Annotated in this window: 29 protein-coding genes; 19 read left to right on the plus strand and 10 right to left on the minus strand. The window is 65.5% G+C overall.

Annotation, left to right across the window (positions count from 1 at the left end):
- Window positions 1–53: 53 nt before the first annotated feature.
- From pepT to mdh, 3 genes are all read right to left on the minus strand, one after another.
- Window positions 54–1,268 (minus strand): peptidase T, encoded by a 1,215-nt coding sequence (pepT, locus tag GV832_RS08685; RefSeq protein WP_168774462.1) that lies wholly within the window; start codon window positions 1,266–1,268, stop codon window positions 54–56.
- A 4-nt stretch (window positions 1,269–1,272) separates the two neighbouring features.
- Window positions 1,273–1,449 (minus strand): hypothetical protein, encoded by a 177-nt coding sequence (locus GV832_RS08690; protein ID WP_168774463.1) that lies wholly within the window; start codon window positions 1,447–1,449, stop codon window positions 1,273–1,275.
- Between the two features lie 129 nt (window positions 1,450–1,578).
- Window positions 1,579–2,541, minus strand: a complete 963-nt coding sequence (gene mdh, locus GV832_RS08695) for a malate dehydrogenase (protein WP_168774464.1) — start codon at window positions 2,539–2,541, stop codon at window positions 1,579–1,581.
- Window positions 2,542–2,742: 201 nt separating this feature from the next.
- On the opposite strand from mdh, the gene GV832_RS08700 reads away from it, so the two are divergent.
- Window positions 2,743–3,519, plus strand: coding sequence for a sulfite exporter TauE/SafE family protein (locus GV832_RS08700; protein WP_168774465.1), 777 nt, complete (start codon window positions 2,743–2,745; stop codon window positions 3,517–3,519).
- On the opposite strand, the gene GV832_RS08705 is transcribed toward GV832_RS08700, so the two are convergent.
- Window positions 3,516–3,812 carry a hypothetical protein gene (locus GV832_RS08705; RefSeq protein ID WP_168774466.1) on the minus strand — a complete coding sequence of 99 codons (297 nt, stop codon included), beginning with the start codon at window positions 3,810–3,812 and terminating at the stop codon, window positions 3,516–3,518. The genes GV832_RS08700 and GV832_RS08705 overlap by 4 nt on opposite strands.
- Before the next feature lie 197 nt (window positions 3,813–4,009).
- On the opposite strand from GV832_RS08705, the gene GV832_RS08710 reads away from it, so the two are divergent.
- From GV832_RS08710 to GV832_RS08770, 13 genes are all read left to right on the plus strand, one after another.
- On the plus strand, window positions 4,010–4,840 hold the full coding sequence (locus tag GV832_RS08710) for an HpcH/HpaI aldolase/citrate lyase family protein (protein WP_168774467.1): 831 nt from the start codon (window positions 4,010–4,012) through the stop codon (window positions 4,838–4,840).
- Window positions 4,837–5,388 carry an NnrU family protein gene (locus GV832_RS08715; protein WP_168774468.1) on the plus strand — a complete coding sequence of 184 codons (552 nt, stop codon included), beginning with the start codon at window positions 4,837–4,839 and terminating at the stop codon, window positions 5,386–5,388. The genes GV832_RS08710 and GV832_RS08715 overlap by 4 nt, the downstream gene beginning before the upstream one ends.
- Window position 5,389: 1 nt before the next feature.
- The gene (locus tag GV832_RS08720) at window positions 5,390–5,593 is read left to right on the plus strand and encodes a DUF1737 domain-containing protein (RefSeq protein WP_168774469.1); all 204 of its coding nucleotides are present in this window, start codon (window positions 5,390–5,392) and stop codon (window positions 5,591–5,593) included.
- 70 nt (window positions 5,594–5,663) lie between these two features.
- Window positions 5,664–6,686: a MaoC family dehydratase gene (locus GV832_RS08725; RefSeq protein ID WP_168774470.1), complete on the plus strand. Its 1,023-nt coding sequence runs from the start codon at window positions 5,664–5,666 to the stop codon at window positions 6,684–6,686.
- 34 nt (window positions 6,687–6,720) lie between these two features.
- A complete protein-coding gene (locus GV832_RS08730) occupies window positions 6,721–7,473 on the plus strand; it encodes a DUF4344 domain-containing metallopeptidase (RefSeq protein WP_168774471.1) in 753 nt (250 codons plus the stop codon).
- 84 nt (window positions 7,474–7,557) lie between these two features.
- Complete coding sequence (locus GV832_RS08735) at window positions 7,558–8,181, plus strand: TorF family putative porin (RefSeq protein ID WP_168774472.1); 624 nt, start codon at window positions 7,558–7,560, stop codon at window positions 8,179–8,181.
- A 179-nt stretch (window positions 8,182–8,360) separates the two neighbouring features.
- Complete coding sequence (gene sdhC, locus GV832_RS08740) at window positions 8,361–8,762, plus strand: succinate dehydrogenase, cytochrome b556 subunit (RefSeq protein WP_168774473.1); 402 nt, start codon at window positions 8,361–8,363, stop codon at window positions 8,760–8,762.
- Between the two features lie 7 nt (window positions 8,763–8,769).
- On the plus strand, window positions 8,770–9,147 hold the full coding sequence (gene sdhD / locus GV832_RS08745; protein WP_168774618.1) for a succinate dehydrogenase, hydrophobic membrane anchor protein: 378 nt from the start codon (window positions 8,770–8,772) through the stop codon (window positions 9,145–9,147).
- Between the two features lie 7 nt (window positions 9,148–9,154).
- The gene (gene sdhA, locus GV832_RS08750; protein WP_168774474.1) at window positions 9,155–10,957 is read left to right on the plus strand and encodes a succinate dehydrogenase flavoprotein subunit; all 1,803 of its coding nucleotides are present in this window, start codon (window positions 9,155–9,157) and stop codon (window positions 10,955–10,957) included.
- 67 nt (window positions 10,958–11,024) lie between these two features.
- On the plus strand, window positions 11,025–11,474 hold the full coding sequence (locus tag GV832_RS08755; RefSeq protein ID WP_168774475.1) for a DUF3052 family protein: 450 nt from the start codon (window positions 11,025–11,027) through the stop codon (window positions 11,472–11,474).
- Entirely contained in the window at window positions 11,471–11,755 is a 285-nt protein-coding gene (locus GV832_RS08760) for a hypothetical protein (RefSeq protein ID WP_168774476.1), read from the plus strand. The genes GV832_RS08755 and GV832_RS08760 overlap by 4 nt, the downstream gene beginning before the upstream one ends.
- Before the next feature lie 9 nt (window positions 11,756–11,764).
- Entirely contained in the window at window positions 11,765–12,541 is a 777-nt protein-coding gene (locus GV832_RS08765) for a succinate dehydrogenase iron-sulfur subunit (protein WP_168774477.1), read from the plus strand.
- Window positions 12,538–13,302, plus strand: a complete 765-nt coding sequence (locus GV832_RS08770) for a sulfotransferase family 2 domain-containing protein (protein WP_168774478.1) — start codon at window positions 12,538–12,540, stop codon at window positions 13,300–13,302. The genes GV832_RS08765 and GV832_RS08770 overlap by 4 nt, the downstream gene beginning before the upstream one ends.
- Here the strand turns inward: GV832_RS08770 and GV832_RS08775 are convergent.
- Window positions 13,299–13,733, minus strand: coding sequence for an autoinducer binding domain-containing protein (locus tag GV832_RS08775; RefSeq protein WP_168774479.1), 435 nt, complete (start codon window positions 13,731–13,733; stop codon window positions 13,299–13,301). The genes GV832_RS08770 and GV832_RS08775 overlap by 4 nt on opposite strands.
- Before the next feature lie 169 nt (window positions 13,734–13,902).
- On the opposite strand from GV832_RS08775, the gene GV832_RS08780 reads away from it, so the two are divergent.
- From GV832_RS08780 to GV832_RS08790, 3 genes are all read left to right on the plus strand, one after another.
- Window positions 13,903–14,496 carry a helix-turn-helix transcriptional regulator gene (locus GV832_RS08780; RefSeq protein WP_227754323.1) on the plus strand — a complete coding sequence of 198 codons (594 nt, stop codon included), beginning with the start codon at window positions 13,903–13,905 and terminating at the stop codon, window positions 14,494–14,496.
- A gap of 123 nt (window positions 14,497–14,619) precedes the next feature.
- Window positions 14,620–15,279, plus strand: a complete 660-nt coding sequence (locus GV832_RS08785; protein WP_168774481.1) for an acyl-homoserine-lactone synthase — start codon at window positions 14,620–14,622, stop codon at window positions 15,277–15,279.
- Window positions 15,280–15,329: 50 nt separating this feature from the next.
- Window positions 15,330–16,190 (plus strand): urea carboxylase-associated family protein, encoded by an 861-nt coding sequence (locus tag GV832_RS08790; protein WP_168774482.1) that lies wholly within the window; start codon window positions 15,330–15,332, stop codon window positions 16,188–16,190.
- Window positions 16,191–16,241: 51 nt separating this feature from the next.
- On the opposite strand, the gene GV832_RS08795 is transcribed toward GV832_RS08790, so the two are convergent.
- The gene (locus GV832_RS08795; protein WP_168774483.1) at window positions 16,242–17,072 is read right to left on the minus strand and encodes an SDR family oxidoreductase; all 831 of its coding nucleotides are present in this window, start codon (window positions 17,070–17,072) and stop codon (window positions 16,242–16,244) included.
- 85 nt (window positions 17,073–17,157) lie between these two features.
- On the opposite strand from GV832_RS08795, the gene GV832_RS08800 reads away from it, so the two are divergent.
- Window positions 17,158–17,529, plus strand: a complete 372-nt coding sequence (locus GV832_RS08800; protein ID WP_168774484.1) for a winged helix-turn-helix transcriptional regulator — start codon at window positions 17,158–17,160, stop codon at window positions 17,527–17,529.
- Here GV832_RS08800 and GV832_RS08805 read toward each other — a convergent pair.
- The 4 genes from GV832_RS08805 to GV832_RS08820 all read right to left on the minus strand — a co-directional run bounded on the left by GV832_RS08805 (window position 17,526) and on the right by GV832_RS08820 (window position 21,001).
- Entirely contained in the window at window positions 17,526–17,984 is a 459-nt protein-coding gene (locus GV832_RS08805; protein ID WP_168774485.1) for an arsenate-mycothiol transferase ArsC, read from the minus strand. The two genes, GV832_RS08800 and GV832_RS08805, sit on opposite strands and share 4 nt — an antisense overlap.
- Window position 17,985: 1 nt before the next feature.
- On the minus strand, window positions 17,986–18,453 hold the full coding sequence (locus GV832_RS08810) for a UPF0262 family protein (protein ID WP_168774486.1): 468 nt from the start codon (window positions 18,451–18,453) through the stop codon (window positions 17,986–17,988).
- Entirely contained in the window at window positions 18,450–19,760 is a 1,311-nt protein-coding gene (gene hisD / locus GV832_RS08815; RefSeq protein WP_168774487.1) for a histidinol dehydrogenase, read from the minus strand. The genes GV832_RS08810 and hisD overlap by 4 nt, the downstream gene beginning before the upstream one ends.
- Window positions 19,761–19,978: 218 nt before the next feature.
- A complete protein-coding gene (locus tag GV832_RS08820) occupies window positions 19,979–21,001 on the minus strand; it encodes a GlxA family transcriptional regulator (RefSeq protein ID WP_168774488.1) in 1,023 nt (340 codons plus the stop codon).
- Window positions 21,002–21,217: 216 nt separating this feature from the next.
- Here GV832_RS08820 and GV832_RS08825 point away from each other — a divergent pair, with 216 nt between their 5' ends.
- The gene (locus tag GV832_RS08825; RefSeq protein ID WP_168774489.1) at window positions 21,218–22,009 is read left to right on the plus strand and encodes a sulfite exporter TauE/SafE family protein; all 792 of its coding nucleotides are present in this window, start codon (window positions 21,218–21,220) and stop codon (window positions 22,007–22,009) included.
- Window positions 22,010–22,036 lie beyond the last annotated feature (27 nt).

A 22,036-nucleotide genomic window follows, 5' to 3' on the forward strand; every position in this document is an offset into this window, starting at 1 on the left:
GACCCCCGTGGGAGTATTTGAGCCAAGTTGAAAGAGCGGGGGGCTCTCTCGGGTCAGGGGGAGACGATCTTGAGCATGAGGTTGGTGGCGACCTCCATATCCTGGATCGAGACCCATTCCAAAGGCCCGTGGATTTCGGCCATGCCGGTGAAGAGATTGGGGCAGGGGAGCCCCATCTCGGTCAGGCGCGAGCCGTCGGTGCCGCCGCGAATGGGCGTGGTCGAGGGGGTGAGGCCGAGGGCGCGCGCGGCGTCCAATGCGCGGGTCACCGGGGTCATGTCCTTTTCCAGCCAATAGCGCATGTTGCGGTATTGCGGCTTGATTTCGCAGGAGATTTTCGCGCGGGGTTCCTCGGCCTGGAGCCTGGCGCAGGCGTCTTGCAAGAGGGCGCCCTTGGCGGCAAGTCCCTCGCGCTCGAAGTCGCGCAGGATCAGGCGGATGGTGACCTCGGAGGAACCGCCCGCCATGTCGGTGACATGGATGAAGCCCTCGCGGTCTTGGGTGTTCTCGGGCGTCCGGCTTTGCGGCAGGGCCATAAGGAGCTTCGCGGCCAGAGTCGTGGCATTGACCATTTTGCCCGTGGCATAGCCGGGATGGGCGGAAACGCCGGTGATCGTCACCGTGGCACCATCGGCGGAGAAGCTCTCGAACTCGATCTCGCCGACCTTGCCGCCGTCGAATGTATAGGCGAAATCGGCGGCCAGATCGCGGGGCAGCTGCGGATTGACGCCGCGGCCGATCTCCTCGTCGGGGGTGAAGGCGATGCGGATCTTGCCATGGGGGACGGGGTTGGCCAGCAGCTGGCGCGCGGCCGCCATGATGATCGCCACGCCCGCCTTGTCATCGGCGCCCAGAAGCGTGTCGCCGCTGGCGGTCACGATCGTATGGCCGATCTTCTTGGCCAGCTCGGGCGAGGTCTCGGGGGAGAGCACCAGATCGGGGTTGAGCGGATAAGTGATCGCCCCGCCGTTGTAGCCGCGATGGACGCGGGGCTTGACGCCCGTCGCCTTGTACTGCGGGGCGGTGTCGACATGGGCGAGGAAGGCGATGGTGGGCCCCTGCGCCGTGGCCGGGATCGTCGCCAGCACGGCGCCGTAATCGGTCAGGGTCACATCCTCGGCGCCGATCTCGCGCAGCTCGGCCACCAGAAGCCGCAGCATGCCGAATTGCACCTCGGTCGAGGGCGAAGTGGCAGAGCCCGCATCGCTTTGGCTGTCGATGGCGCAATAGCGGGTGAGGCGGGATTCGAGCTCGGCGGCGAAGGACATGGGATCAGCCGTTCTTGGACTCGGCGGCCTTCTTCTCGGCGGCGGCTTTCATGCGGGCCAGGAGCTCTTCCTTGGAAGGGTGCTGGCCATGCGGCTGCTTGGGCGCGCCGAAGCGGTTCTGGCCGTCGAAGGCGGGGCGGCCCTTTGCGCCCTTGGCGCTGCCGGATTTCGAATAGTCCATGTGGGGGCTCCTTTGCGAGATGGGGGTCTTTGCCCGAAGAACGCATCCGGCGCAAGGTTAGGGCCAGGCCAGGCTGCGGAAAAGCAAAAAGCGCGCCACGGGGGCGCGCTTTCCGCAAGGGTCAGATGGTCAGGCCAGCGAGGGGTCGATGGCCTTGCAGGCGGTGACGAGGCCCTTCACGGCATCGACCGACTTCTGGAACATGGCGTTCTCGTCTGCGGTCATCTGGATTTCGACCAGACGCTCGACGCCGCCCGCGCCCAGGATCACCGGAACGCCGACATACATGCCATCCAGACCGAAGGCGCCCTTGACATAGGCGGCCACGGGAAGGAGGCGCTTTTGGTCCTTGAGATAGGCTTCCGCCATCTCGATCGCGGAGGCTGCGGGGGCATAGAAGGCCGAACCGGTCTTCAACAGGCCCACGATCTCGGCGCCGCCATCACGGGTGCGCTGGATGATGCTGTCGAGCTTTTCCTGCGTGGTCCAGCCCATCTTCACCAGGTCGGGCAGCGGGATGCCGGCCACGGTCGAATAGCGCGCCAGCGGCACCATCGTGTCGCCATGGCCGCCGAGGACGAAGGCGGTCACGTCCTTCATCGAGACGTTGAACTCGGTCGCCAGGAAATGCCGGAAGCGGCCCGAATCAAGGACGCCCGCCATGCCGACGACCTTGTGGTGCGGCAGGCCGGAGAATTCGCGCAAAGCCCAGACCATGGCATCGAGCGGGTTGGTGATGCAGATCACGAAAGCGTTCGGCGCGTGCTCTTTCAGACCCTCGCCCACGGCCTTCATGACCTTGAGGTTGATGCCCAGGAGGTCATCGCGGCTCATTCCCGGCTTGCGGGGGACACCGGCGGTGACGATGCAGACATCGGCGCCCGCGATATCGGCATAGGAATTGGCGCCCTTCAGCGTCGCATCGAAGCCCTCGATGGGGCCCGATTGCGCGATATCCAGCGCCTTGCCCTGGGGCGTGCCCTCGGCGATGTCGAAGAGGATCACATCCCCCAGCTCTTTGATCGCGGCGAGGTGGGCAAGCGTGCCCCCGATTTGCCCCGCGCCGATCAGCGCAATCTTCGGTCTGGCCATGGAAATCCCCCCTTGGCATGGAAGTTGACGTCGCTGGCATAAGCGCAAGGGGGGCGTCTGGCAAGAGCGCTGCGCTGCGGCAAAGGGCTGCGGGGGTGGTGAAATGCCTCAGATTGCGCTAACGGAGCTCGGGCGGGGGCTCTGTCCCCAGGGCCTGCGGCCTTTCCCCCGGGATATTTGGGCCAAATTGAAAGCAAAAAGATGGACACTTGGCAGTTCTGGCTCGTGGCGATGATCGGTGCGGTCCTGACCGGGGCGGGCAAGGGGGGCTTGCCCATCGTGGGCGCCCTGACGGTGCCGGTCATGTCGCTGGCCATGTCTCCGGCGCTGGCGGCGGGGCTGATGCTGCCGGTCTATGTCGTCTCGGACATGTTCGGGCTTTACGCCTATCGCAAGGAGTTCGACCGGCGCGTCTTGTGGATCGCCTGCCTGGGGATGAGCTTTGGCGTGGCTCTGGGTTGGCTGACCGACAAGCAGATCCCCGAGAACTGGGTGACGGTGCTGGTCGGTGTCATTGCCGTGGCTTTCAGCCTGAACCAGCTCTTGCGGCGGGCTGTCGTGGCAGCGGCGAAGCGGGCGGAGGTCGCGCCGGGGGTCTTCTGGTGCACCATCGCGGGCTTCACGAGCTATGTCAGCCACACGGGCGGGCCGCCCTACCAGGTCTTTACCCTGCCGCTGGGGATGAAGAAGGCGGTCTTTGCCGGAACCTCGACCATCGCCTTCGCCTATATCAACGCCTTGAAGCTGATCCCCTATTGGTTCGTCGGCCGCATCACGCTGCAAAGCCTGGAGACCGCGCTTTACCTGATGCCGGTGGCGGCGGTCTCGGTCTTTGCCGGGGTCTGGGCGGTCAAGCGCCTGCCGGAGAAGGCGTTTTTCACCTTCGTCACCTGGTCTTTGCTGGTGATCGGGATCGACCTGGTGATCAAGGGCCTGACCGGGGTCGAGCCGCTGATCACGCTCTTCTCATTGCTTTAGGTCGGGTCGCCCTTGACCTGGGTCGGCGCGATGGATTCGAAATTCTTGCCCGTGGCCACCAGGCAGGTGACGCCGTTGGGCATGGTGACGGTCAGCGTCCAGGTTCCGGTCGTGGGGGCGGCGTAAAGCTCCATCACCGTGGAATCCTCGGCCAGGCCCATGGCATGGGCGCTTTCGCCATATTGGTCCATCAGGGCCCTGGCGATGGTGTCATGGGCCGCGCAGGGGCGCGGGTCGGCCTGGGCGGGCAGGGCAAGGCCCAGGAGGCAGAGCGCGAAGAAGGTCCTTTCCATGGGTCGAACCCCGGGGCGGAAGCGGCCGCCCTGACCGTTTGCCGTTCTGGCCGGATCAGGCTGCGCCCGGGGTGCTGATATTCGGTTAACGCGGGGTGCGCCTTTGGGAGACGGTTTTTCTGCGGCGCGGCAAAATGGCGCTTGCGGAAAGTGGCGGCATCGTGCCATCTGACGCAAGATTGTTGCGCGGAGGAATCATGGCTTTGATGCGGTCGGTCCTGTACATCCCGGGGTCCAAGGCGCGGGCCTTGGACAAGGCGGCGAGCCTGCCCTGCGACGCCATCATCTTCGACCTCGAGGATGCCGTGGCGCCCGGAGAGAAGGTGGCCGCGCGCGATCTTCTGGCGCAGATGCTGTCAGAGGTGGATTACGGACCGCGCCTGCGGCTGGTGCGGGTGAATGGCGCGGGCACCGAATGGGGCGCGGCGGATGTTGCGGCCTTTGCGGACCATCCCGGGGTGGACGGGATCTTGCTGCCCAAGGTGAATGGGCCTGCCGACCTGGACCTGCCGGGCGAGAAGCCGCTTTGGGCCATGATGGAGACGCCCCTGGCCATGCTGAACGCGGGGGCCATTGCCGCCCATCCGCGCCTGGCGGGACTGGTCATGGGGACCAACGACCTCTTGAAGGACCTCGGCGCGCGGTTCCGGCCGGACCGGGCGGGGCTTGCGACCGGGCTTGGCCTTTGCCTTCTGGCCGCCCGCGCCCATGGCAAGCTGGCGGTTGACGGGGTCTATAACGCCTTCAAGGACCTTGCCGGGCTGGAGGCCGAGTGCATCCAGGGCCGCGACCTGGGCTTTGACGGCAAGACGTTGATCCATCCCGACCAGCTGGAGGTCGCCAACCGCATCTTCGCGCCCTCCGAGGCCGAGGTCGACCTCGCCCGTCGCCAGATCGCGGCCTTCGAGGAGGCGGCGACACGGGGCGAGGGCGTTGCGGTTCTGGATGGCAAGATCGTCGAAAACCTGCATATCGTCACGGCACGGGCCACGCTGGACAAGGCCCGAGCCATTGCGGGAATGACATGACACTTCTGATCCTTGGGGTTCTTCTCTGGGCCGCCGCCCATCTTCTGAAACGCCTGGCGCCCGGGCTTCGGGCGCGGCTGGGGGAGGGGCCGGGCAAGGGCCTCGTGACCCTGGCGCTTCTGGTCTCGCTTTACCTGATGGTCACGGGCTATCGCGCGGCCGATTTCGTGCACCTTTGGGAGCCGCCGCTTTTCCTGCGCCATGTCAATAACTTGCTCATGGTCTTTGCGGTGATCCTGGTGACGATGCAGGCCAACCGGGGCCGCATGCAGAGCCTCATGCGTCACCCGATGCTGACCGGGGTCAAGACCTGGGCGCTGGCGCATCTTCTGGTGAACGGCGACCTCGCCTCGGTGGTGCTGTTTGGTGGCATGCTGGCCTGGGCCGTGGTCGAGGTCATCGTGATCAACCGCGCGAACCGCTCCTGGACCCGGCCCGCTCCGGGGCCCTTGGTGGCCGATATCGCCCATGTCGCGGGCGCCCTGGTGCTGATGGGCGGGATCATCTGGCTGCATGGCTGGCTGGGCTATCCGGCGGTGGGGGGCTGAGATGCGGCTCTATCGCTTTTTGTCCGACGACGACACTTCGGCCTTTTGCCACAAGGTGACGGCCGCGCTGAACAAGGGCTGGGAGCTGCATGGCGCCCCCACCTATGCCTTCGACGCCGCCCGCGGCGTGATGCGCTGCGGCCAGGCGGTCACCAAGGAGGCGCCGGGGACCTATACGCCCGAGGTGAAGCTGGGCGAGCAATGAGGGCGCGGTGGGTTGGCACCCACCCTACCCGCAAACGTAGGGTGGGTGCCAACCCACCATTAGGGAAGACATGAAAACCAATCCGGGCCGTTTCTTCGAGGATTACCGCATGGGCGAGGTCATCGCCCATGCCGTCCCCCGCACAATCTCGGGCGGAGAGCGGGCGATCTATCACGCGCTTTACCCGGCGCGGGGGGCGCTCCATTCCTCGGACGCCTTCGCCCAGGCCTGCGGGCTGAAGGCCAGCCCGATGGACGACCTGATCACCTTCCATACCGTCTTCGGCAAGACCGTCCCGGACATTTCCCTGAACGCCGTGGCCAACCTCGGTTATGCCGAGGGGCGCTGGCTGGAGCCGGTCTGGCCGGGGGATACGCTCACGGCAACCTCCGAAGTCATCGGGTTGAAAGAGAACTCCAGCGGGACGACCGGCGTGGTCTGGGTCCGCACCACGGGGCGCAACCAGCACGGCGTCCCGGTCCTGACCTATGTCCGCTGGGTCATGGTGAAGAAGCGCGGCACGGCGCCCACCGGGGCGGCCACCGCGCCGGTTCTCTCCCCCGTCGTCGCCCCGCTAGACCTGGTGGTCCCGCCGGGCCTGGACTTCACCCGCCATGACTTCACCCTTTCGGGCGAACCGCACCGCTGGGGCGACCATGCCCCCGGCGAGGTCATCGACCATGTCGACGGTGTCACCATCGAAGAGGCCGAGCACATGCTGGCCACGCGGCTCTGGCAGAACACCGCCAAGGTGCATTTCGACACGACCCAGCGCCCGGATGGCAAAAGGCTGATCTATGGCGGCCATGTCATCAGCCTGGCCCGGGCGCTCTCCTTCAACGGCCTGGCCAATGCGCATCTGATCGTGGCCCTGAACGGCGGCGCCCATGTGAACCCCTGTTTCGCCGGCGACACCGTCCGCGCCTGGTCCGAGGTGCTGGAGCGCGCCGAGACCTCCTCCCCCGGGGTGGGCGCCCTGCGGCTGCGGCTCGTGGCCACGCGCGGCGCCCCCGGTGTCCTGCGCGACGCTTCGGGAAAATACGAGGCATCGGTGCTGCTCGATCTGGATTACTGGGCGTTGATCCCGCTTTGAGCCTGTGGCAGCCTTCCCGAAAGCGGAGGTTGCCATGTTCAAGCGGTGCGTTGCGGTTCTGTGTCTTGTGGCGGGTCCGGCGCTTTCGGCGCCCTTCGTCTTTCCCGACGACCCCGACGAGGCCGATTTCATCGCGGGCGAGGTCATCGCCACCTTCTACCACGAGCTCGGCCATGCGCTGATCGACGTGCTGCAAGTGCCGGTTCTGGGCAAGGAAGAGGATGCGGCCGATACGCTTTCCGTCATCCTCATGCATGACGGCTGGCAGGAAGAGGCTGCGACCGCGATCCTGACCGCCGACGCCACCAGCTACGCCCTGCGCGCCAGCGACCCCAACCTCGAGCCCGACGAAAGCTCCTTCGCCGATGTCCATTCGCTGGACATCCAGCGCTATTACGCGGTGGTCTGCCTGTTCTACGGCGCCAATCCCGAAGAGCGGCGGCAAATGGCCCTGGACCTGGAACTGCCCGAAGAGAAACTGGAAAGCTGCCCCTATGAATATGACCAGGCCCGCGCCGCCTGGGGCACGGTTCTGGACCAGGCCGTCCCGGGGCCCGAGATGGCGGGCCTCGTCATGGCGCCGGGGCAGGAGGGGCAGGATCTCGCCGACCTCCTGGCCGAAGAGGTCGCGGCCTTGAACGAGGTCATCGGCCTGCCGGTCGAGGTCACTGTCGTGGTGGCCGATTGCGGCGAGGCCAATGCCTTTTACTCGCCCGACGACAAGACCATCACCATGTGCAACGAATATGCCGAGGACCTGCAAGCCCTGTGGCGCGCCAATCCCTGAGCGGGCTTTGTGATCACAAAGGCTTCCTTGCCTCTGCCCTCAGGCCTGATACGGTTGGTCCATCCAATCGAAAGGCCTGCCGCCATGCGACTTTCCCTCGCGCTTCTGCTTGCGCTTGCTTCACCCGCCCTGGCCGAAGGCCCCGTCGTGACCGGCGGCCTCTCGCTGAGCCTGACCACCGAGGACGACCCCGGCGCGCGCCAAAGCGCCGGCGCCTATGTCGAGGCCGAGTTCAGCGGGCTTTACGCCGGCCTGTCCTATGACATCTACAAGGACAACCTGCTGAACGAGGCCGATCTTTATGTCGGCTACCGCAACACTTTCGGCACGCTGGATGTGGATGCGGCCTATACCCGCTACATTTATCCCAGGGATGGCGGGGATTGCTGCGGCTCCCTCGACCTGACCCTGGGCCTGCCGCTGGCCGGTTTCGACACCGCGCTCGAGGTCAGCCATGACCCTGACCTGAAGCTGACGACGCAGGAGGCGACGCTGTCGCGCGACTTCACCCTGGCCGACCGCGTGACCCTGACGCCCAGCTTCACCGTGAACCATGCCCCCGGCGACTATTCGACCGAATGGGAGCTTCAGGCGGATTATGCCATCGGCACGGCTTCGACGCTGAGCGGCTATGTGGCCGATGGCAGCGATTACGCGCCCTATCTTGGGGTAGACCTGACCTGGGATGTGACCCTGCTCGGGGGTTGATTTTTGTGATCACGGTTTTTCTAGCCGTGATCACAAATGCAAGATTCTCCGCGACATTTCCGCCTCGCCCGGTTTTTGGTATGATATCGCGCGTGACAGATTAAATTTTGACGCTAAGAAAACCTTAGCTTCTGCGGCGCAGCATGTGGGCCGCAGGCGGACCAAGCGAGAGGGCAGCCATGTCCAGCAAGACCACTCCGGCGAAACGGGTCGAACGGCCCCTGTCGCCTTTCATGATCGGGCCCTACTACCGGCCGCAGATCACTTCGATTTCGTCGATCCTGATCCGGATCACCGGGCTTGGCCTCATGGCCGGGGTGATCCTGGCGGTCTGGTGGCTGATGGCCGCGGCCATCTCGGACAGCTATTTCGCCTTTGCCAACGCGGTCGTGACCTCGTGGTTCGGCAAGCTGGTCTTCACCGGCTCGCTCTGGGCGGTCTGGTATCACTACCTGGGCGGGCTTCGTCACCTCTACTACGACGCGGGCCATGGGCTCGAGATCAAGACGGCCGAGAAGCTCGGCTGGGCCATGGTGATCGGATCGGTCGTCCTGACCGTCCTGACGCTGCTGATCCTGTGAGGGCATGATGCGCTATCTGACCGACCGCAAACGCGCCGTGGGCAAGGGCTCGGCCCATTCCGGGACCGAGCATCACTGGTCGATGACCGTGACCGCCGTGATCCTGGCCTTCCTGGTGCCGACCTGGCTTTACATCTTCGGCAGCGCCCTGGGTGGCACGCGGGCAGAGGTCCTGGCCACCTTCGCCCGGCCCTTCCCGGCGATCCTGACCGCCCTGGTCCTGGTGGTCGCCATGCGCCACTTCGCCAAGGGCGCGACCAGCGCGATCGAGGATTACCTGCGCGGCTCTGCCCGCAAAGCCACCCTGATCGCCGTCTATTCCCTTGCCGCATTGATTGCCGCCGTGGGCTTCTGGGCCCTGCTGCGCATCATGATGATCTCCTGAGGACGACATGACCGCTTATCCTTACGAAGTGCATGACTATGACGTGGTCGTCGTGGGTGCGGGCGGCGCGGGCCTCCGGGCGACGCTCGGCATGGCCGAACAGGGCCTGCGCACGGCCTGCGTGACCAAGGTCTTCCCGACGCGCTCCCACACGGTCGCCGCGCAGGGCGGCATCGCGGCCTCCTTGGGCAACATGGGGCCGGATTCCTGGCAGTGGCACATGTATGACACCGTCAAGGGCTCGGACTGGCTGGGCGACACCGACGCCATGGAATACCTGGCGCGCGAGGCCCCCAAGGCGGTCTACGAGCTGGAACATTACGGCGTGCCTTTCAGCCGCACCGAAGAGGGCAAGATCTACCAGCGCCCCTTTGGCGGCCATACGACCGAATTCGGTGAGGGCCCGCCGGTGCAGCGCACCTGCGCCGCGGCTGACCGCACCGGCCACGCGATCCTGCACACGCTCTATGGGCAGTCCCTGAAGAACAACGCCGAGTTCTTCATCGAGTATTTCGCCATTGACCTGATCATCACCGATGGCCGCTGCACCGGCGTCGTCGCCTGGAAGCTCGATGACGGCACGATCCATGTCTTCAATGCCAAGATGACGGTCCTGGCCACCGGCGGCTATGGCCGCGCCTATTTCTCCGCGACCTCGGCCCATACCTGCACCGGCGACGGCGGCGGCATGGTGGCCCGCGCAGGCCTGCCGCTTCAGGACATGGAGTTCGTGCAGTTCCACCCGACCGGCATCTATGGCTCGGGCTGCCTGATCACCGAAGGCGCACGCGGCGAGGGCGGCTACCTGACGAACTCCAACGGCGAACGCTTCATGGAGCGCTATGCGCCCCACTACAAGGACCTCGCGCCGCGCGACTATGTCTCCCGCTGCATGACGCTGGAGATCCGCGAGGGCAGGGGCGTGGGCGAACATGGCGACCACATCCACCTGAACCTCTCGCACCTGCCGAAAGAGACGCTTGACCTGCGCCTGCCCGGCATCAGCGAGAGCGCCCGCATCTTCGCCGGCGTCGACCTGACCAAGGAGCCGATCCCCGTCCTGCCCACCGTCCATTACAACATGGGCGGCGTGCCGACGAACTATTGGGGCGAGGTCCTGAACCCCACCCATGACAATCCCGACGCCGTCTTCCCGGGCCTGATGGCCGTGGGCGAGGCGGGCTGCGCATCGGTCCACGGCGCCAACCGCCTGGGCTCGAACTCGCTCATCGACCTCGTGGTCTTTGGCCGGGCGGCGGCGATCCGCGCGGGCCAGGTGGTGAACCCGAAAGAGGCCGCCCCCGCCCTGAACAAGCCCGAGATCGACAAGGCCCTCGCCCGCTTCGACGGTCTGCGCCATGCAAACGGCGCCATCCCCACGGCAGAGCTGCGCCTTGACATGCAGCGCACCATGCAAAGCGACGCCGCCGTCTTCCGCGCCGAGGCCACCCTCGCCCAGGGCGAAAAGAAGATGACCGAGATCGCCGCCCGCATGTCCGACATCAAGGTCACCGACCGCTCGCTGGTCTGGAACTCCGACCTGATGGAGACGCTCGAGCTCACGAACCTCATGCCCAACGCCTTGGCCACGGTCTACGGCGCCCATGCCCGCACCGAAAGCCGCGGCGCCCATGCGCATGAGGATCACCCGCACCGCAACGACGCCGAGTGGCGCAAGCACTCACTGGCCTGGGTCGATGGCGCAAAGGTGAAACTCGACTACCGCGCCGTCCACACCGCCCCGCTGACGACCGAGGCCGAGGGCGGCATCTCCCTCAAAAAGATCGCCCCGGCGGAGCGCAAGTTCTGATGGCTTTCAATTTGGCCCAAATATCTCTCGGGGGTCGGGGGGCAGACAGCCCCCCGGCGGTCCGCCCATGACCACCGCAGGCTATTCCGGCACGCCCCTCGCGAAGAAGCTCGGCCTGAAAGACGGCCAGGCCGTGGCCTTCGTGCGCCTGCCGGACAGCCTGCAAAGCCTGAAAGACGCAGCCCTTTTTCGCCGGCTGGAGCTTGCGCCGGACTGGCGCGCGCTCCCGGAAGGGGCCCGCGACGTCATCCACCTTTTCTCCACCGAAAAGTCCGATCTCGCGGCCCTGCCGGTCCTGCGCGACCTGATCGCTTCTGACGGGATGATCTGGGTCTCCTGGCCGAAAAAGGCCTCCAAGGTCCCGACCTCCCTCACCGAGGACCTGATCCGCGACGCGGCGCTTGCCGACGTCCTGGTCGACGTCAAGGTCTGCGCCGTCGATGCCACCTGGTCGGGGCTGAAGCTGGTGATCCGCAAGGAGCACCGTGCCACCCATATCCATGCGGGGCTGCAATGAAACGCCTCTCGCTCCTCTTGCTTCTTGCCGCCTGTGGCCCGATCCCCCTCGCCGATGCCGAGCGGCAATGCCTGGACGAGGCCCGCCTGGCCCAGCAACCGCGCGGCCAGATCGCATTTGGTGCGGGCTCGGGCGGCCTTGGCGGCGCTTTCGACGTCACGATCTCTTCCGACTACCTCCTTGGGCGCGATCCCGATGCGGTCTATGCCTCTTGCGTGCAAAGCCGCGCAGGGCAGGGCCCCTCGCGCCCCTTCTCCTCCTTGCCGCAATCCCGGATGTAAGGCTGACAGATGGTCCAGTTTTCGCTCCCCAAGAACTCCAAGATCCGCACCGGAAAGACCTGGCCCAAGCCGGATGGCAAGAACATCCGCAAGTTCCAGATCTACCGCTGGTCGCCCGATGATGGCGAGAACCCCCGGGTGGACACCTATTTCATCGACCTCGACAAATGCGGGCCGATGGTCCTGGACGCGCTGATCAAGATCAAGAACGAGATCGACCCGACCCTGACCTTCCGCCGCTCCTGCCGCGAAGGCATCTGCGGCTCCTGCGCCATGAACATCGACGGGATCAACACGCTCGCCTGTATCTATGGCCTGGATGAGGTCAAGGGCGATGTCCGCATCTATCCCTTGCCCCATATGCCGGTCATCAAGGACCTGATCCCCGACCTGACGCATTTCTACGCGCAACACGCCTCGATCATGCCCTGGCTGGAAACCAAGACCAACCGCCCGGCGAAAGAGTGGCGCCAGTCGATCGAGGACCGCTCCAAGCTCGACGGGCTTTACGAATGCGTCATGTGCGCGTCCTGCTCGACCTCTTGCCCGTCTTACTGGTGGAACTCCGACAAATACCTCGGGCCGGCGGCCCTGCTCCATGCCTATCGCTGGATCATCGACAGCCGCGACGAGGCCACCGGAGAGCGGCTGGATGACCTGGAAGACCCGTTCAAGCTCTATCGCTGCCACACGATCATGAACTGCGCCAAGACCTGCCCCAAGGGGCTGAACCCGGCCAAGGCGATTGCCGAGATCAAGAAGATGATGGTCGAACGCCTGGTATGAGTGCCGCGCCCGAGCCTCTGGCCCATGTGCCCCTGATCACGCTGGATGATCTGCGGGCCATGCTGGCGCTCTATTCGGGCTCTGCACGGCATCTCTTCATCCATATCCCGAAGAATGCCGGGGTCTCGATGCGGATGGCGCCGCAGTTGCGCTGGAAGATGGTGGGGGTCCACAAGACCTTCCTGAAGGACCGCGCCTACCTGATGGACCTGCGCCGCGCCATGGGGGCGGCGGGCCAGCATCACGGCATCGCCCATGCCCGGCTTTGCGATGTCAGCCCGCGCATCCTGTCGCGGGTCCAGCCCCTGGCCGTGATCCGCAACCCCTTCGCCCGCGTCGTCTCGCGCTTTCGCTTCGCCCAGCTGATCGCGGAGCAGGGGTCGAAATTCGCCTCGGTGCCGACGACCAGTTTCGAGGCCTTTCTCGACACCCGCCATGAGGACGGCAACCGGCCCTTCTTCTGGCATCGCGCGGTCAGGGGCTGGTATCCGCAGGTCGATTACGTCACCGATGCGTCGGGGCGGATCGGCGCCGATCTCTTGCGGCAGGAACATCTGACCGAAGAGAGCGCGGCCTATTTCCGCCTCTCTTCTCCGATCCAGCCGCGCAACGTGACCCGCAAGGGCAGCGCGCCGGACTGGAAGAGCTTTTACACCCCGCAGACCATCCAGATCGTCGCCGACTGGTATGCCAAGGATATCGAGACCTTTGGTTTCGACTTCGACACGCCCGCCACCCGCAACACCTGGGCGCAGCGCTAGAGCCTGCGCGCCCGGTCCTGTTCGGCCGCGGGCCAGGTCTTGAAATCGGCGGTCATCTCGTGGATCTCGGTCATGATGGCCGTCATCCGGTCGATTTCCTCTGCCGTATGGGCGCGGTCCGACCGGGTAAAGCCCGCGATCGTCTTGTCCATCCTGTCGCCCAGGGCCAGGGTCCAGCCATGGTGCAGGCCAAAGTTGCGGGCGGCCGTCAAGACGCCTTCGGGGTCCTTGTCCGCCAGGCTGTCCCAGATCACCCGGCCGGTGTTTTCCAGGCCCCAGTGCACGACCGGATCGCTGAGCATGTAGCCATGCTCCGAGTAATGGTCGCTCCAGGCCGGGTCATAGGTCTGGAACAAGAGCGTGGGCCTGGTCAGGCGGATGTGGATGGCCAGGGCGAAGCCCGAATCACAGGTCTCGCGCAGTGTGCTCAAAAGAGTTGCGAGCTTGTCGCATCGGTCCGTGGCCGTGGTCAAAACTTCACCTCAAGGATGCTAATTGTTGCGTCGCACAGCTAAAACGGGCAAGTGTTAACGCCAAGAGGCTATGAGCAGTTCTGGCCACCGACAACCTGTTTTAAAGTAGATGGCAACGTTACAGGGGATGAAGGACCGAATCGACAAGATCGCGGATGCGGGCTTTTACCTGGCCCTCCGCGTCGGTTTTTCCTTTCCCGAAGAGGAACTGAACGCCCTGCCGGCCAATTGGGTCGAGTTCTACACCGCCAATGGCCTGGTCGTGCATGATCCGGCGTTGAAATGGGTCTATGGCAATACCGGCGCCACGCGTCTCTCCGACATCGCTTTGCCCGATCCGCAGCAGATCATGGGGCGGGCGCGGGTCTTTGGCCTGCAACATGGGGCTGCGGTTTCGGTCGTGACCCCGGCGGACCGGGGGCGGCGCAGTTACGGGCTGTTCTATCGCAATGCGGACGCCTTCAGCGATGGCGACCTCTTGGCCCTGCACGGCATGCTGCGCGAGTTGCACAACGGCAATGCCGCCGAGCCCGGCCTGACCGCCGCCGAGGTCGAGGCCCTGCAGATGCAGGCCTCGGGCTTGCGGCTGAAGCAGATCGCCGGAGACCTTGGCATTTCGGAAAGCGCGGTCAAGGCGCGGCTGAACAATGCCAAGCGCAAACTGGGGGCCCGGACGCTGAGTCAGGCCGCCTCGATCGCCGTCGGGCGTCGGATCATCTGAATCACTCGCCGAAAAGTTGAAATGGCGTGGCGTCGCGCCACCATGGGCGTCGTTTTGACCTTAGCATACAACCCAGAGCAGTTTAGAATCCATTTACTGCAACTTATTGTCTTGGGGACTCACATGGAAAACATCCGCTTCGACTTCTCTGGCCTGCACCTGCATGGCCGCGCCTTCTACGAATTCCTCGGCCTGCGCAAACAGGTCTTCGTGGACGAGCTCGGCTGGGACGTGCCGCACAATGCCCATGTCGAAATGGACCAATACGACACGCCATTGGCGCAGTATTCGCTGGTTCTGAAGAATGGCCGCGTGGTCGGTGGGGCGCGGGCCATGGCCACGACCGTGGCCTGGGGCGATCACACCTACATGCTGCGGGATGCCTATACGGGCAAGCTGCGCCATATCCCGGGCCATATCATGACCACCGACATTGCCGCGCCCGATGTCTGGGAATGCACCCGGCTCGTGGTCTCGGACGCGCTGACGACCCAGGCCGAACGGTCGGAATGCCTGCGCCTGATCGTCGACGGCCTGGTCGAGACGGCGCGGGCCCAGGGCGCCGTGCAAATGATCTGCCTCTCGTCGATGCTCTTGATGCGGGCGCTGCGCCAACTGGGCTACGGGGTCGAGAAGGCGGGTCCGACCTATGTCAACGACGAGGACGGGCGGGTCTACGGCGTCTTGCGGATGCCTGCGGATTATTCGACCGCCCGCCGCGCGGCCCCGGCCCGGGTCATCCGCCTGGATCTTGGCAAACCCGCCCTGGCCGAGGCCGTCTGACCCCTTGTCTCTGCCAGGCCTTCGGGTCAGCTTGACGGCAGGAGGACGTCATGAAACCCGAGACACCACAGCACCGCGCGCCCCTGGACGCCTCCGCCCGCAAGGCGGTGGCGCCCGTGATCTGCTATCCGGTCGAAAGCCTGACCCGTCCCGACCTCGCCCCCTTTCACGCGGCTCGCGAGGGGTGGCGCCTGGTCTCCTCCACCCTGGTCCCCGCCCGCGAGGCGCGGTGTTTCGATGTGCCCCAGGGCCATTTCTTCCGGATTTCAAGCGTCGAGGGACCCCAGGTCGGCGACCTGAACCTCTGGAACGCCCATGACCTTGGCGAGCGCTTCTTCTCGGGCAAGACCCGCGCGCTGCATGGCACGCATCTGAGCAGCGGCGACCGGATGTGGTCGAACCTGCCCCACCTGCGCCCCCTGGCGCTGATCACCGAGGATACGCTGGACTGGTATGGCTTCGACGCCTTTGGCGGCTCGGTCCATGACGTGATCGGCACGCGCTGCGACCCCTATACGCATAACCTGCTGAGCGGGGGCCAATACCACCATTGTTGCCATTCGAACCTGACCCGGGCCCTGGCCGCGCGGACGGGCCTGCCCCTGCACCAGGCCGAAGCCCATATCCATGACGTGCTGAATGTCTTCATGTGCACCGGCTTCACCCGCGACACGGGGCAGTATTTCATGAAGGCGAGCCCGGTGCGCCCCGGGGATTACCTGGAATTCTTCGCCGAAACCGACCTGATCGGCGCGCTCTCGGCCTGTCCGGGCGGGGATTGTTCGGCGGAGCATTCCTCCGACCAGGCCGCCTGCCACCCGCTTCTGGTCGAGGTCTTTCAACCGCAAGAGGCCCCGGAAGGCTGGACGCCCCCGGGACCCAATGCTTACGACCGCAGCCACGGTCTTTGATTTCATCTTTTCCCAAATATCCCGGGGGGTGAGGGGGGCTGGCCCCCCTCCTTACGCCAGCGCCGCAGCGACGACTTCGGCCATGGGCGTGGTGGGCCGCCCGATCAGGCCCGACAGGGTCTTGCTCTCATCGAACAGCGCCCCGCGCGAGGAATGGTCGTCCGAATCCGCCAGGATCGCGGCAAAGCCCGCAGGCAGGCCAAAGCCCTCCAGCGCCTTGGCGTAATCGGCCGGCGGCATCGAGACATAGGCCACCGGCTTGCCAGCCTTGGCCGAGACCACCGCAGCCATCTCGGCCATTGTAAAGGCCACATCGCCCGCCAGCTCGTAGACCTGTCCCTGCTTGCTCGCATCCAGTGCCACGGCGGCAATCGCCTCGGCATAATCGGCACGGGCGGCGCCCGAGATCCGGCCCTTTCCGGCCGAACCGATCATCGCGCCGTGCTGGATCGCAGCCCCCAGCGCGCCCGTGTAGTTCTCGATATACCAGCCGTTGCGCAAGAGGGTGAAGCCCAGGCCCGAGGCTTTCAGCGCGGCCTCCGTCCCGATGTGATCCTGCGCCAGGATCATCGGCGAGGCATCGCCCTTCAGGATCGAGGTATAGATCACGTGACCCACGCCATGGGCCTTGGCGGCCGCGATCACCGCCTTGTGCTGGCCGACGCGGTCGTTGAAATCATTGGACGAAATCAGCACCAGCACATCGACGCCCTTCAGCGCGCCAAAGGTCTCGGGCTTGGTATAGTCGAAGGCGCGAGCCTCGCCCGAAACTTTCGACGGGTCGCGGGCAAGCGCGATGGCCTGGCCGCCGCGGGCCTTGATGGCGGCAAGGGCGAGCTGGCCGAGTTGGCCGGTGGAGCCGGTGATGGCGATGGTGGTCATGGGAGCCTCCTGTGCTTGACGTCCCCTACCTAAACCCATACTTACGAAAAGGAAGAACCCACATTTCTGTAAGTATGCCGCACCCATGCACAAGTCCCTGAACGAAATCGCACAGCACTTGCCCGCCAATGTCCTGGCCGAGGATTGCCCCTCGCGGGCCATCCTTCAGCATGTCACCTCGCGCTGGGGCACGCTGATCCTGATCGCCCTGGCCCCCGGCACCCTGCGTTTTGCCGAGCTGCGGCGCCGGGTCCAGGGCATCTCGGAACGGATGCTGGCGCAAACCTTGCAGGTGCTGGAAAGCGACCACCTGGTGATCCGCACGGCGCATGAGGTCGTGCCGCCCCATGTCGATTATGCGCTGACCCCGCTTGGGGCAGAGCTGGCCGTGCGGGTCCTGTCGCTGGCGCATTGGATCGAAGAGAACTTGCCCGCCTTGCAAGAGGCGCAGACCTAGTCCTGTGTGATCGGCGGGCCAAAGCGGTTGAAGATCCGGTCGCGGATCTGGTCGCGGGCCTGGGCATAGGCGGACAGCTTGGCCTCGCGCGTTTCTCCCAGCCCCGTGGGATCGAGGATCGGCCAATATTCGACCTCGACATGATGGGTCCGCGTCAGCTCCAAGGCCATGCGCTGGCTGGCCGGAGACAGGGCCACGATCAGGTCATATTGCCCCAGGTCGTCGCCCCATTGCTGCATCTCTTCGAAGGACCGCGAGCGGTGGCGCGACAGCTCGACCCCCAGCTCTGCACAGACCGCGATCGAAAAGCCGTCGATCTCCATGTCGTTCTTGACCCCGGCGGACTGGACATAGACCTCCTGGCCATAGAACTTCTTCATCATCCCCTCGGCCATCGGAGACCTGACGGCGTTGTGGTCGCAGCAAAACAGCACGGCCGAGGGAAGTTTGCCCATGTCAGCCCCAGTGCATGACGCAAATCAGGGTGAAGAGGCGCCGCGCCGTGGCGGTGTCGACCACGGCCTTGCCCTCGAGCCGCTCTTGCAGCACCCGCGCGCCCTCGTTGTGGATGCCGCGGCGTGCCATGTCGATGGCCTCGATCTGGCTGGGGGGCAGGCGCTTGACCGCCTCGAAATAGCTTTCGCAGATCTGGAAATAGTCCTTCACCACCTGGCGGAAGGGGCCCATCGACAGGTGGAATTCGGCCACCTGCGCCCCGTCTTCGGTCGAGATGCCAAAGACCAGCCGCCCCTCGCGGACCGCCAGGCCCAGGCGGTAGGGCCCGGGGAATTCCGCCGCGCGGGGGATGGAGAAAGCGTTGTCCTCCAGGAGGTCAAAGACCGCGACCTTGCGTTCCTGGTCCACTTCCGGCGAGGGGGCAGGCAGCGCCCGGTCGTCGATGTCGATGGCGATGAGGCGGCTCATCTCTCCCCCCCGTTCAGAACGTCCAACCTGGCGCGCACCGAAAGCCCATGGGCCTGCAGGCTTTCCGAGATGGCCAGGCGTTCGGCATTCGGCCCGATGGCGGAAAGCGCCCCGGGTGTCATCTTGGCCAAGGTCGTGCGTTTGACGAAATCCATCACCGAAAGCCCCGAAGAGAACCGCGCCGAGCGTGCCGTGGGCAGCACATGGTTCGGCCCTCCGATGTAATCACCGATCGCCTCGGGCGTATAGGCCCCAAGGAAGATCGCGCCCGCATGGGTGATCTCGGCCGAAAGCGCCTCCGGGTCGGCGACGCAAAGCTCCAGGTGCTCGGGCGCCACGCGGTTCGAGAGGGCCGCCGCCTCGGAGAGGCTCCGCACGACGATGACCGCGCCATTCGTGGCCCAGGAGGCGCCCGCGATGGCGCGCCGCTCCAGCGTTTCCAGGCGCTTGGCCACCGCATCGGCCACCGCCCGGCCAAAGGTCTCGGAGGTCGTCACCAGGATCGACTGCGCGCTTTCGTCATGTTCGGCCTGGGACAGGAGGTCCAAGGCGATCCAGTCCGGGTCGTTGTCGGCATCCGCAATCACCAGGATCTCCGACGGGCCCGCGATCATGTCGATGCCCACGCGCCCAAAGACCCGCCGCTTGGCCGCCGCCACATAGGCATTGCCCGGCCCGGTGATCTTGTCGACCGGCGCGATGGTCTTGGTCCCATAGGCCAGGGCCGCAATCGCCTGTGCCCCGCCGATCCGGTAGATCTCGTCCACCCCGGCGATCTGGGCCGCCAGCAGAACCAGGGGGTTCACCACTCCGCCCGGGGTCGGACAGACCACTGCCAGCCGCGAGACACCCGCCACCTTGGCCGGGATCGCATTCATCAGGACCGAAGAGGGATAAGAGGCCAGCCCCCCCGGCACATAAAGCCCCGCCGCCGTCACGGGAGTCCAGCGCCAGCCAAGCGTCGCGCCGATCTCATCGGTCCAGAGCGCATCCTGCGGCATCTGCCGCGCGTGATAGGCCCGGATGCGCTCGGCCGCCATCTCCAGCGCGGCGCGGTCCTCGGTCGAGACCCTGGCCACCTCGGCCGCAATCTCGCCGGGCGAAAAGGCCAGGGTTTCGGGCGTCAGCTCCAGCCGGTCGAAGCGTGCCGTCAGCTCCAGCACAGCCCGGTCGCCCCGCGCCCGGACATCGGCGATGATGGCCGCCACCGCCTGATCCACATCCTCCGCCTCTTCGCGCTTCATCCCCAAAAGGGCCGCGAATTGCGTTTCGAAATCGGCATCGATCGTGGAAAGGAACAGGGGCATGGGGGAAACTCCGCTTTGCCCTTCCATAACGCTGCACCTGCGGCATCGCAAGCAGGGGGGCGCTGCCCCCCAAACCCCCCGGGATATTTATGAAAAGATGAATGGGAAGAGGGGCCTTCTATTTCATCTTTTCCCAAATATCCCCGCCGGAGGCTCCCTCGAGCCGAAGGGCGCAAGCCCGCAGGCGAGGCAAAAGGCTTGCGCCGCAAGGCGCTCCGTCAGGTCGTGGGGTCAGCGCCGCCGAAGTGGGAAAAGCGATAGGGGGAGAGCCCGTATTTCTTGCGGAAGCTCTTCGAGAAATGCGAGGCCGAGGCGAAACCGCAGGCCACGGCGACCTCGGTCACCTTCATGTCGGTCTCCGACAGCAAAGCCCGCCCCCGCGCCAGCCGCAGGTCGTTCATATAGCGCACCGGGGTCACGTCGAGATGCGTGGCAAAGAGCCGCTCGATCTGGCGGCGCGAGAGGTTCAGATGGGCGGCACAGGCGTCGAGGTCGAAGGGCTCCTCGATCCGCGCTTCCAGGAAGGCCGCGGCCTGCAAAAGCTTTTCATGCCGCGTGCCAAGCCGCGCGGCCAAGGAGGTCGTCTGCTGATCGGCCTCATCGCGTCTTTGGGTCAGAAGGCACATGTTCATCACGCCCTGCGCCAGCTCCGCGCCATAGCGGTCGGCGATCAGCTTCAGCATCAGATCCGCCGCAGCCACGCCCCCGGCACAGCTCATCACCCGGTCGTCGATGCAAAACACCTGCCGCGCCGGGGGCAGGTCGGGATGGAGCTCGGCAAAGGCCGGGATATTGTCCCAATGCAGCGTGAACCGCCGCCCCTTCAGGATCCCGGCCGTGGCCAAAGCATAGGCCCCGGTGCAAAGCCCCCCCACGATCCGTCCCCGCCGCCAGAGGCCGCGCAGCCAATCCCCCAGGGCGCCACTGGCCTTGCCCTCGGGCTCCACCCCCGAGATCACCAGGACGATCCCCTCGGGCTGCGCCTCGGCCCAGGGACCGTCCACCATGATCGGCACGCCGTTCGAACAGGCCACCGGAGCGCCGTCGTCCGAAAGCACCTGCCACTTGAACAGCACCTGTCCGGTCAGCTGGTTGGCCATCCGCAAGGGCTCGATGGCCGAGGAAAAGGCCAGCATGGTGAACTTGGGCAAAAGCACGAAGCTGACGGGCAGGGCCCGGCCCTGGGTGGCCAGGGTCACATGGGCAGCGCCCTTGGAGACGAATTTTGCGACCTCGTTCATGGCGCGATCTTAGCAGCTTGTGCCGCGGGTTTCACCCCCAGATCGCCGCAGTCGCGGCCTTATGCGTCATTTCCTCGTGAGTGCGTCGTTTTTGGGCGGGTTGGGGCGGCGATCTTCATCATAATCTCACCTTCATCAGTCGAGATTTGTTTTTTTCATTGACAGGAAAGCCCGGCCTGCGCCACCTCATCGCCGAAGCAAAAGGATTCCCCCCAGATGCAGTTCGGCGACATCAACCTTCTCTTTTCTCTCTCCGGCCTGGTGGTCGGCGTGATCGTCGGCCTGACCGGCGTGGGCGGCGGCTCGCTGATGACGCCGCTTCTGATCGCGCTTTTCGCGGTGGAGCCTTCCAAGGCCGTGGGCTCGGATCTCTTGTATGCCGCCCTGACCAAGTCGGTCGGCACGGCGGTCCATGGCAAGAACGGAGCGGTGGATTGGCAGATCGTGCGGCGGCTGGCCCTGGGCTCGGTCCCGGCGACGCTGCTGACCTTCCTGGTGATGATCCATTACGACCTGGCCGGGACGAAGAGCGGAGTTCTGGTGACAGCGCTGGCCTGTGTGCTGGTGGTGACGGCCTTCACCATGCTCTTGCGCGGACGGATCGTGGCCTATCTCGCCCGCGCGGTCGAGGGGGTGAGCGAGTTCTCCATCGCCGCGATGACCGTGGTGACGGGGGTCGTGCTGGGCGTCCTGGTGACGCTGACCTCGGTGGGGGCAGGGGCCATCGGGGTGACGGCGCTGTTGGTGCTCTATCCCCGCATGGCGACGGTGCGGATCGTGGGGTCAGACATTGCCCATGCCGTGCCCCTGACCCTGGTGGCGGGGCTCGGGCATTGGTATTTCCTGGGCGATGTCGATTGGGCGATGCTGGCGTCCTTGCTGATCGGCTCGGTGCCGGGGATCTATATCGGCGCCCATCTCGCCCCCCGCCTGCCCGAGGCCGCGCTGCGGACCATGCTGGCGGTGGTGCTCTTCCTGGTCGCGCTGAAGCTCTTTGGGGTCTATTGAGGCAAGGTGCGGAGCGGTGCGCTGAAG

It is taken from the genome of Stagnihabitans tardus, assembly GCF_009925085.1.
GTDB lineage: Bacteria > Pseudomonadota > Alphaproteobacteria > Rhodobacterales > Rhodobacteraceae > Stagnihabitans > Stagnihabitans tardus.

Bases quoted from the DNA above. Each gene is read 5' to 3' on its own strand.
- GV832_RS08705 (WP_168774466.1), bottom strand. From the start codon at position 3,812: ATGGAAAGGACCTTCTTCGCGCTCTGCCTCCTGGGCCTTGCCCTGCCC.
- GV832_RS08805 (WP_168774485.1), bottom strand. From the start codon at position 17,984: ATGGGCAAACTTCCCTCGGCCGTGCTGTTTTGCTGCGACCACAACGCC.
- mdh (WP_168774464.1), bottom strand. From the start codon at position 2,541: ATGGCCAGACCGAAGATTGCGCTGATCGGCGCGGGGCAAATCGGGGGC.
- sdhD (WP_168774618.1), top strand. From the start codon at position 8,770: ATGCGCTATCTGACCGACCGCAAACGCGCCGTGGGCAAGGGCTCGGCC.
- GV832_RS08690 (WP_168774463.1), bottom strand. From the start codon at position 1,449: ATGGACTATTCGAAATCCGGCAGCGCCAAGGGCGCAAAGGGCCGCCCC.
- GV832_RS08825 (WP_168774489.1), top strand. From the start codon at position 21,218: ATGCAGTTCGGCGACATCAACCTTCTCTTTTCTCTCTCCGGCCTGGTG.
- GV832_RS08770 (WP_168774478.1), top strand. From the start codon at position 12,538: ATGAGTGCCGCGCCCGAGCCTCTGGCCCATGTGCCCCTGATCACGCTG.
- GV832_RS08710 (WP_168774467.1), top strand. From the start codon at position 4,010: ATGGCTTTGATGCGGTCGGTCCTGTACATCCCGGGGTCCAAGGCGCGG.
- GV832_RS08785 (WP_168774481.1), top strand. From the start codon at position 14,620: ATGGAAAACATCCGCTTCGACTTCTCTGGCCTGCACCTGCATGGCCGC.
- pepT (WP_168774462.1), bottom strand. From the start codon at position 1,268: ATGTCCTTCGCCGCCGAGCTCGAATCCCGCCTCACCCGCTATTGCGCC.
- GV832_RS08760 (WP_168774476.1), top strand. From the start codon at position 11,471: ATGAAACGCCTCTCGCTCCTCTTGCTTCTTGCCGCCTGTGGCCCGATC.
- GV832_RS08780 (WP_227754323.1), top strand. From the start codon at position 13,903: ATGAAGGACCGAATCGACAAGATCGCGGATGCGGGCTTTTACCTGGCC.
- sdhA (WP_168774474.1), top strand. From the start codon at position 9,155: ATGACCGCTTATCCTTACGAAGTGCATGACTATGACGTGGTCGTCGTG.
- GV832_RS08735 (WP_168774472.1), top strand. From the start codon at position 7,558: ATGCGACTTTCCCTCGCGCTTCTGCTTGCGCTTGCTTCACCCGCCCTG.
- GV832_RS08725 (WP_168774470.1), top strand. From the start codon at position 5,664: ATGAAAACCAATCCGGGCCGTTTCTTCGAGGATTACCGCATGGGCGAG.
- GV832_RS08790 (WP_168774482.1), top strand. From the start codon at position 15,330: ATGAAACCCGAGACACCACAGCACCGCGCGCCCCTGGACGCCTCCGCC.
- GV832_RS08810 (WP_168774486.1), bottom strand. From the start codon at position 18,453: ATGAGCCGCCTCATCGCCATCGACATCGACGACCGGGCGCTGCCTGCC.
- GV832_RS08700 (WP_168774465.1), top strand. From the start codon at position 2,743: ATGGACACTTGGCAGTTCTGGCTCGTGGCGATGATCGGTGCGGTCCTG.
- GV832_RS08795 (WP_168774483.1), bottom strand. From the start codon at position 17,072: ATGACCACCATCGCCATCACCGGCTCCACCGGCCAACTCGGCCAGCTC.
- GV832_RS08720 (WP_168774469.1), top strand. From the start codon at position 5,390: ATGCGGCTCTATCGCTTTTTGTCCGACGACGACACTTCGGCCTTTTGC.
- GV832_RS08715 (WP_168774468.1), top strand. From the start codon at position 4,837: ATGACACTTCTGATCCTTGGGGTTCTTCTCTGGGCCGCCGCCCATCTT.
- GV832_RS08800 (WP_168774484.1), top strand. From the start codon at position 17,158: ATGCACAAGTCCCTGAACGAAATCGCACAGCACTTGCCCGCCAATGTC.
- GV832_RS08765 (WP_168774477.1), top strand. From the start codon at position 11,765: ATGGTCCAGTTTTCGCTCCCCAAGAACTCCAAGATCCGCACCGGAAAG.
- GV832_RS08820 (WP_168774488.1), bottom strand. From the start codon at position 21,001: ATGAACGAGGTCGCAAAATTCGTCTCCAAGGGCGCTGCCCATGTGACC.
- GV832_RS08755 (WP_168774475.1), top strand. From the start codon at position 11,025: ATGACCACCGCAGGCTATTCCGGCACGCCCCTCGCGAAGAAGCTCGGC.
- sdhC (WP_168774473.1), top strand. From the start codon at position 8,361: ATGTCCAGCAAGACCACTCCGGCGAAACGGGTCGAACGGCCCCTGTCG.
- hisD (WP_168774487.1), bottom strand. From the start codon at position 19,760: ATGCCCCTGTTCCTTTCCACGATCGATGCCGATTTCGAAACGCAATTC.
- GV832_RS08730 (WP_168774471.1), top strand. From the start codon at position 6,721: ATGTTCAAGCGGTGCGTTGCGGTTCTGTGTCTTGTGGCGGGTCCGGCG.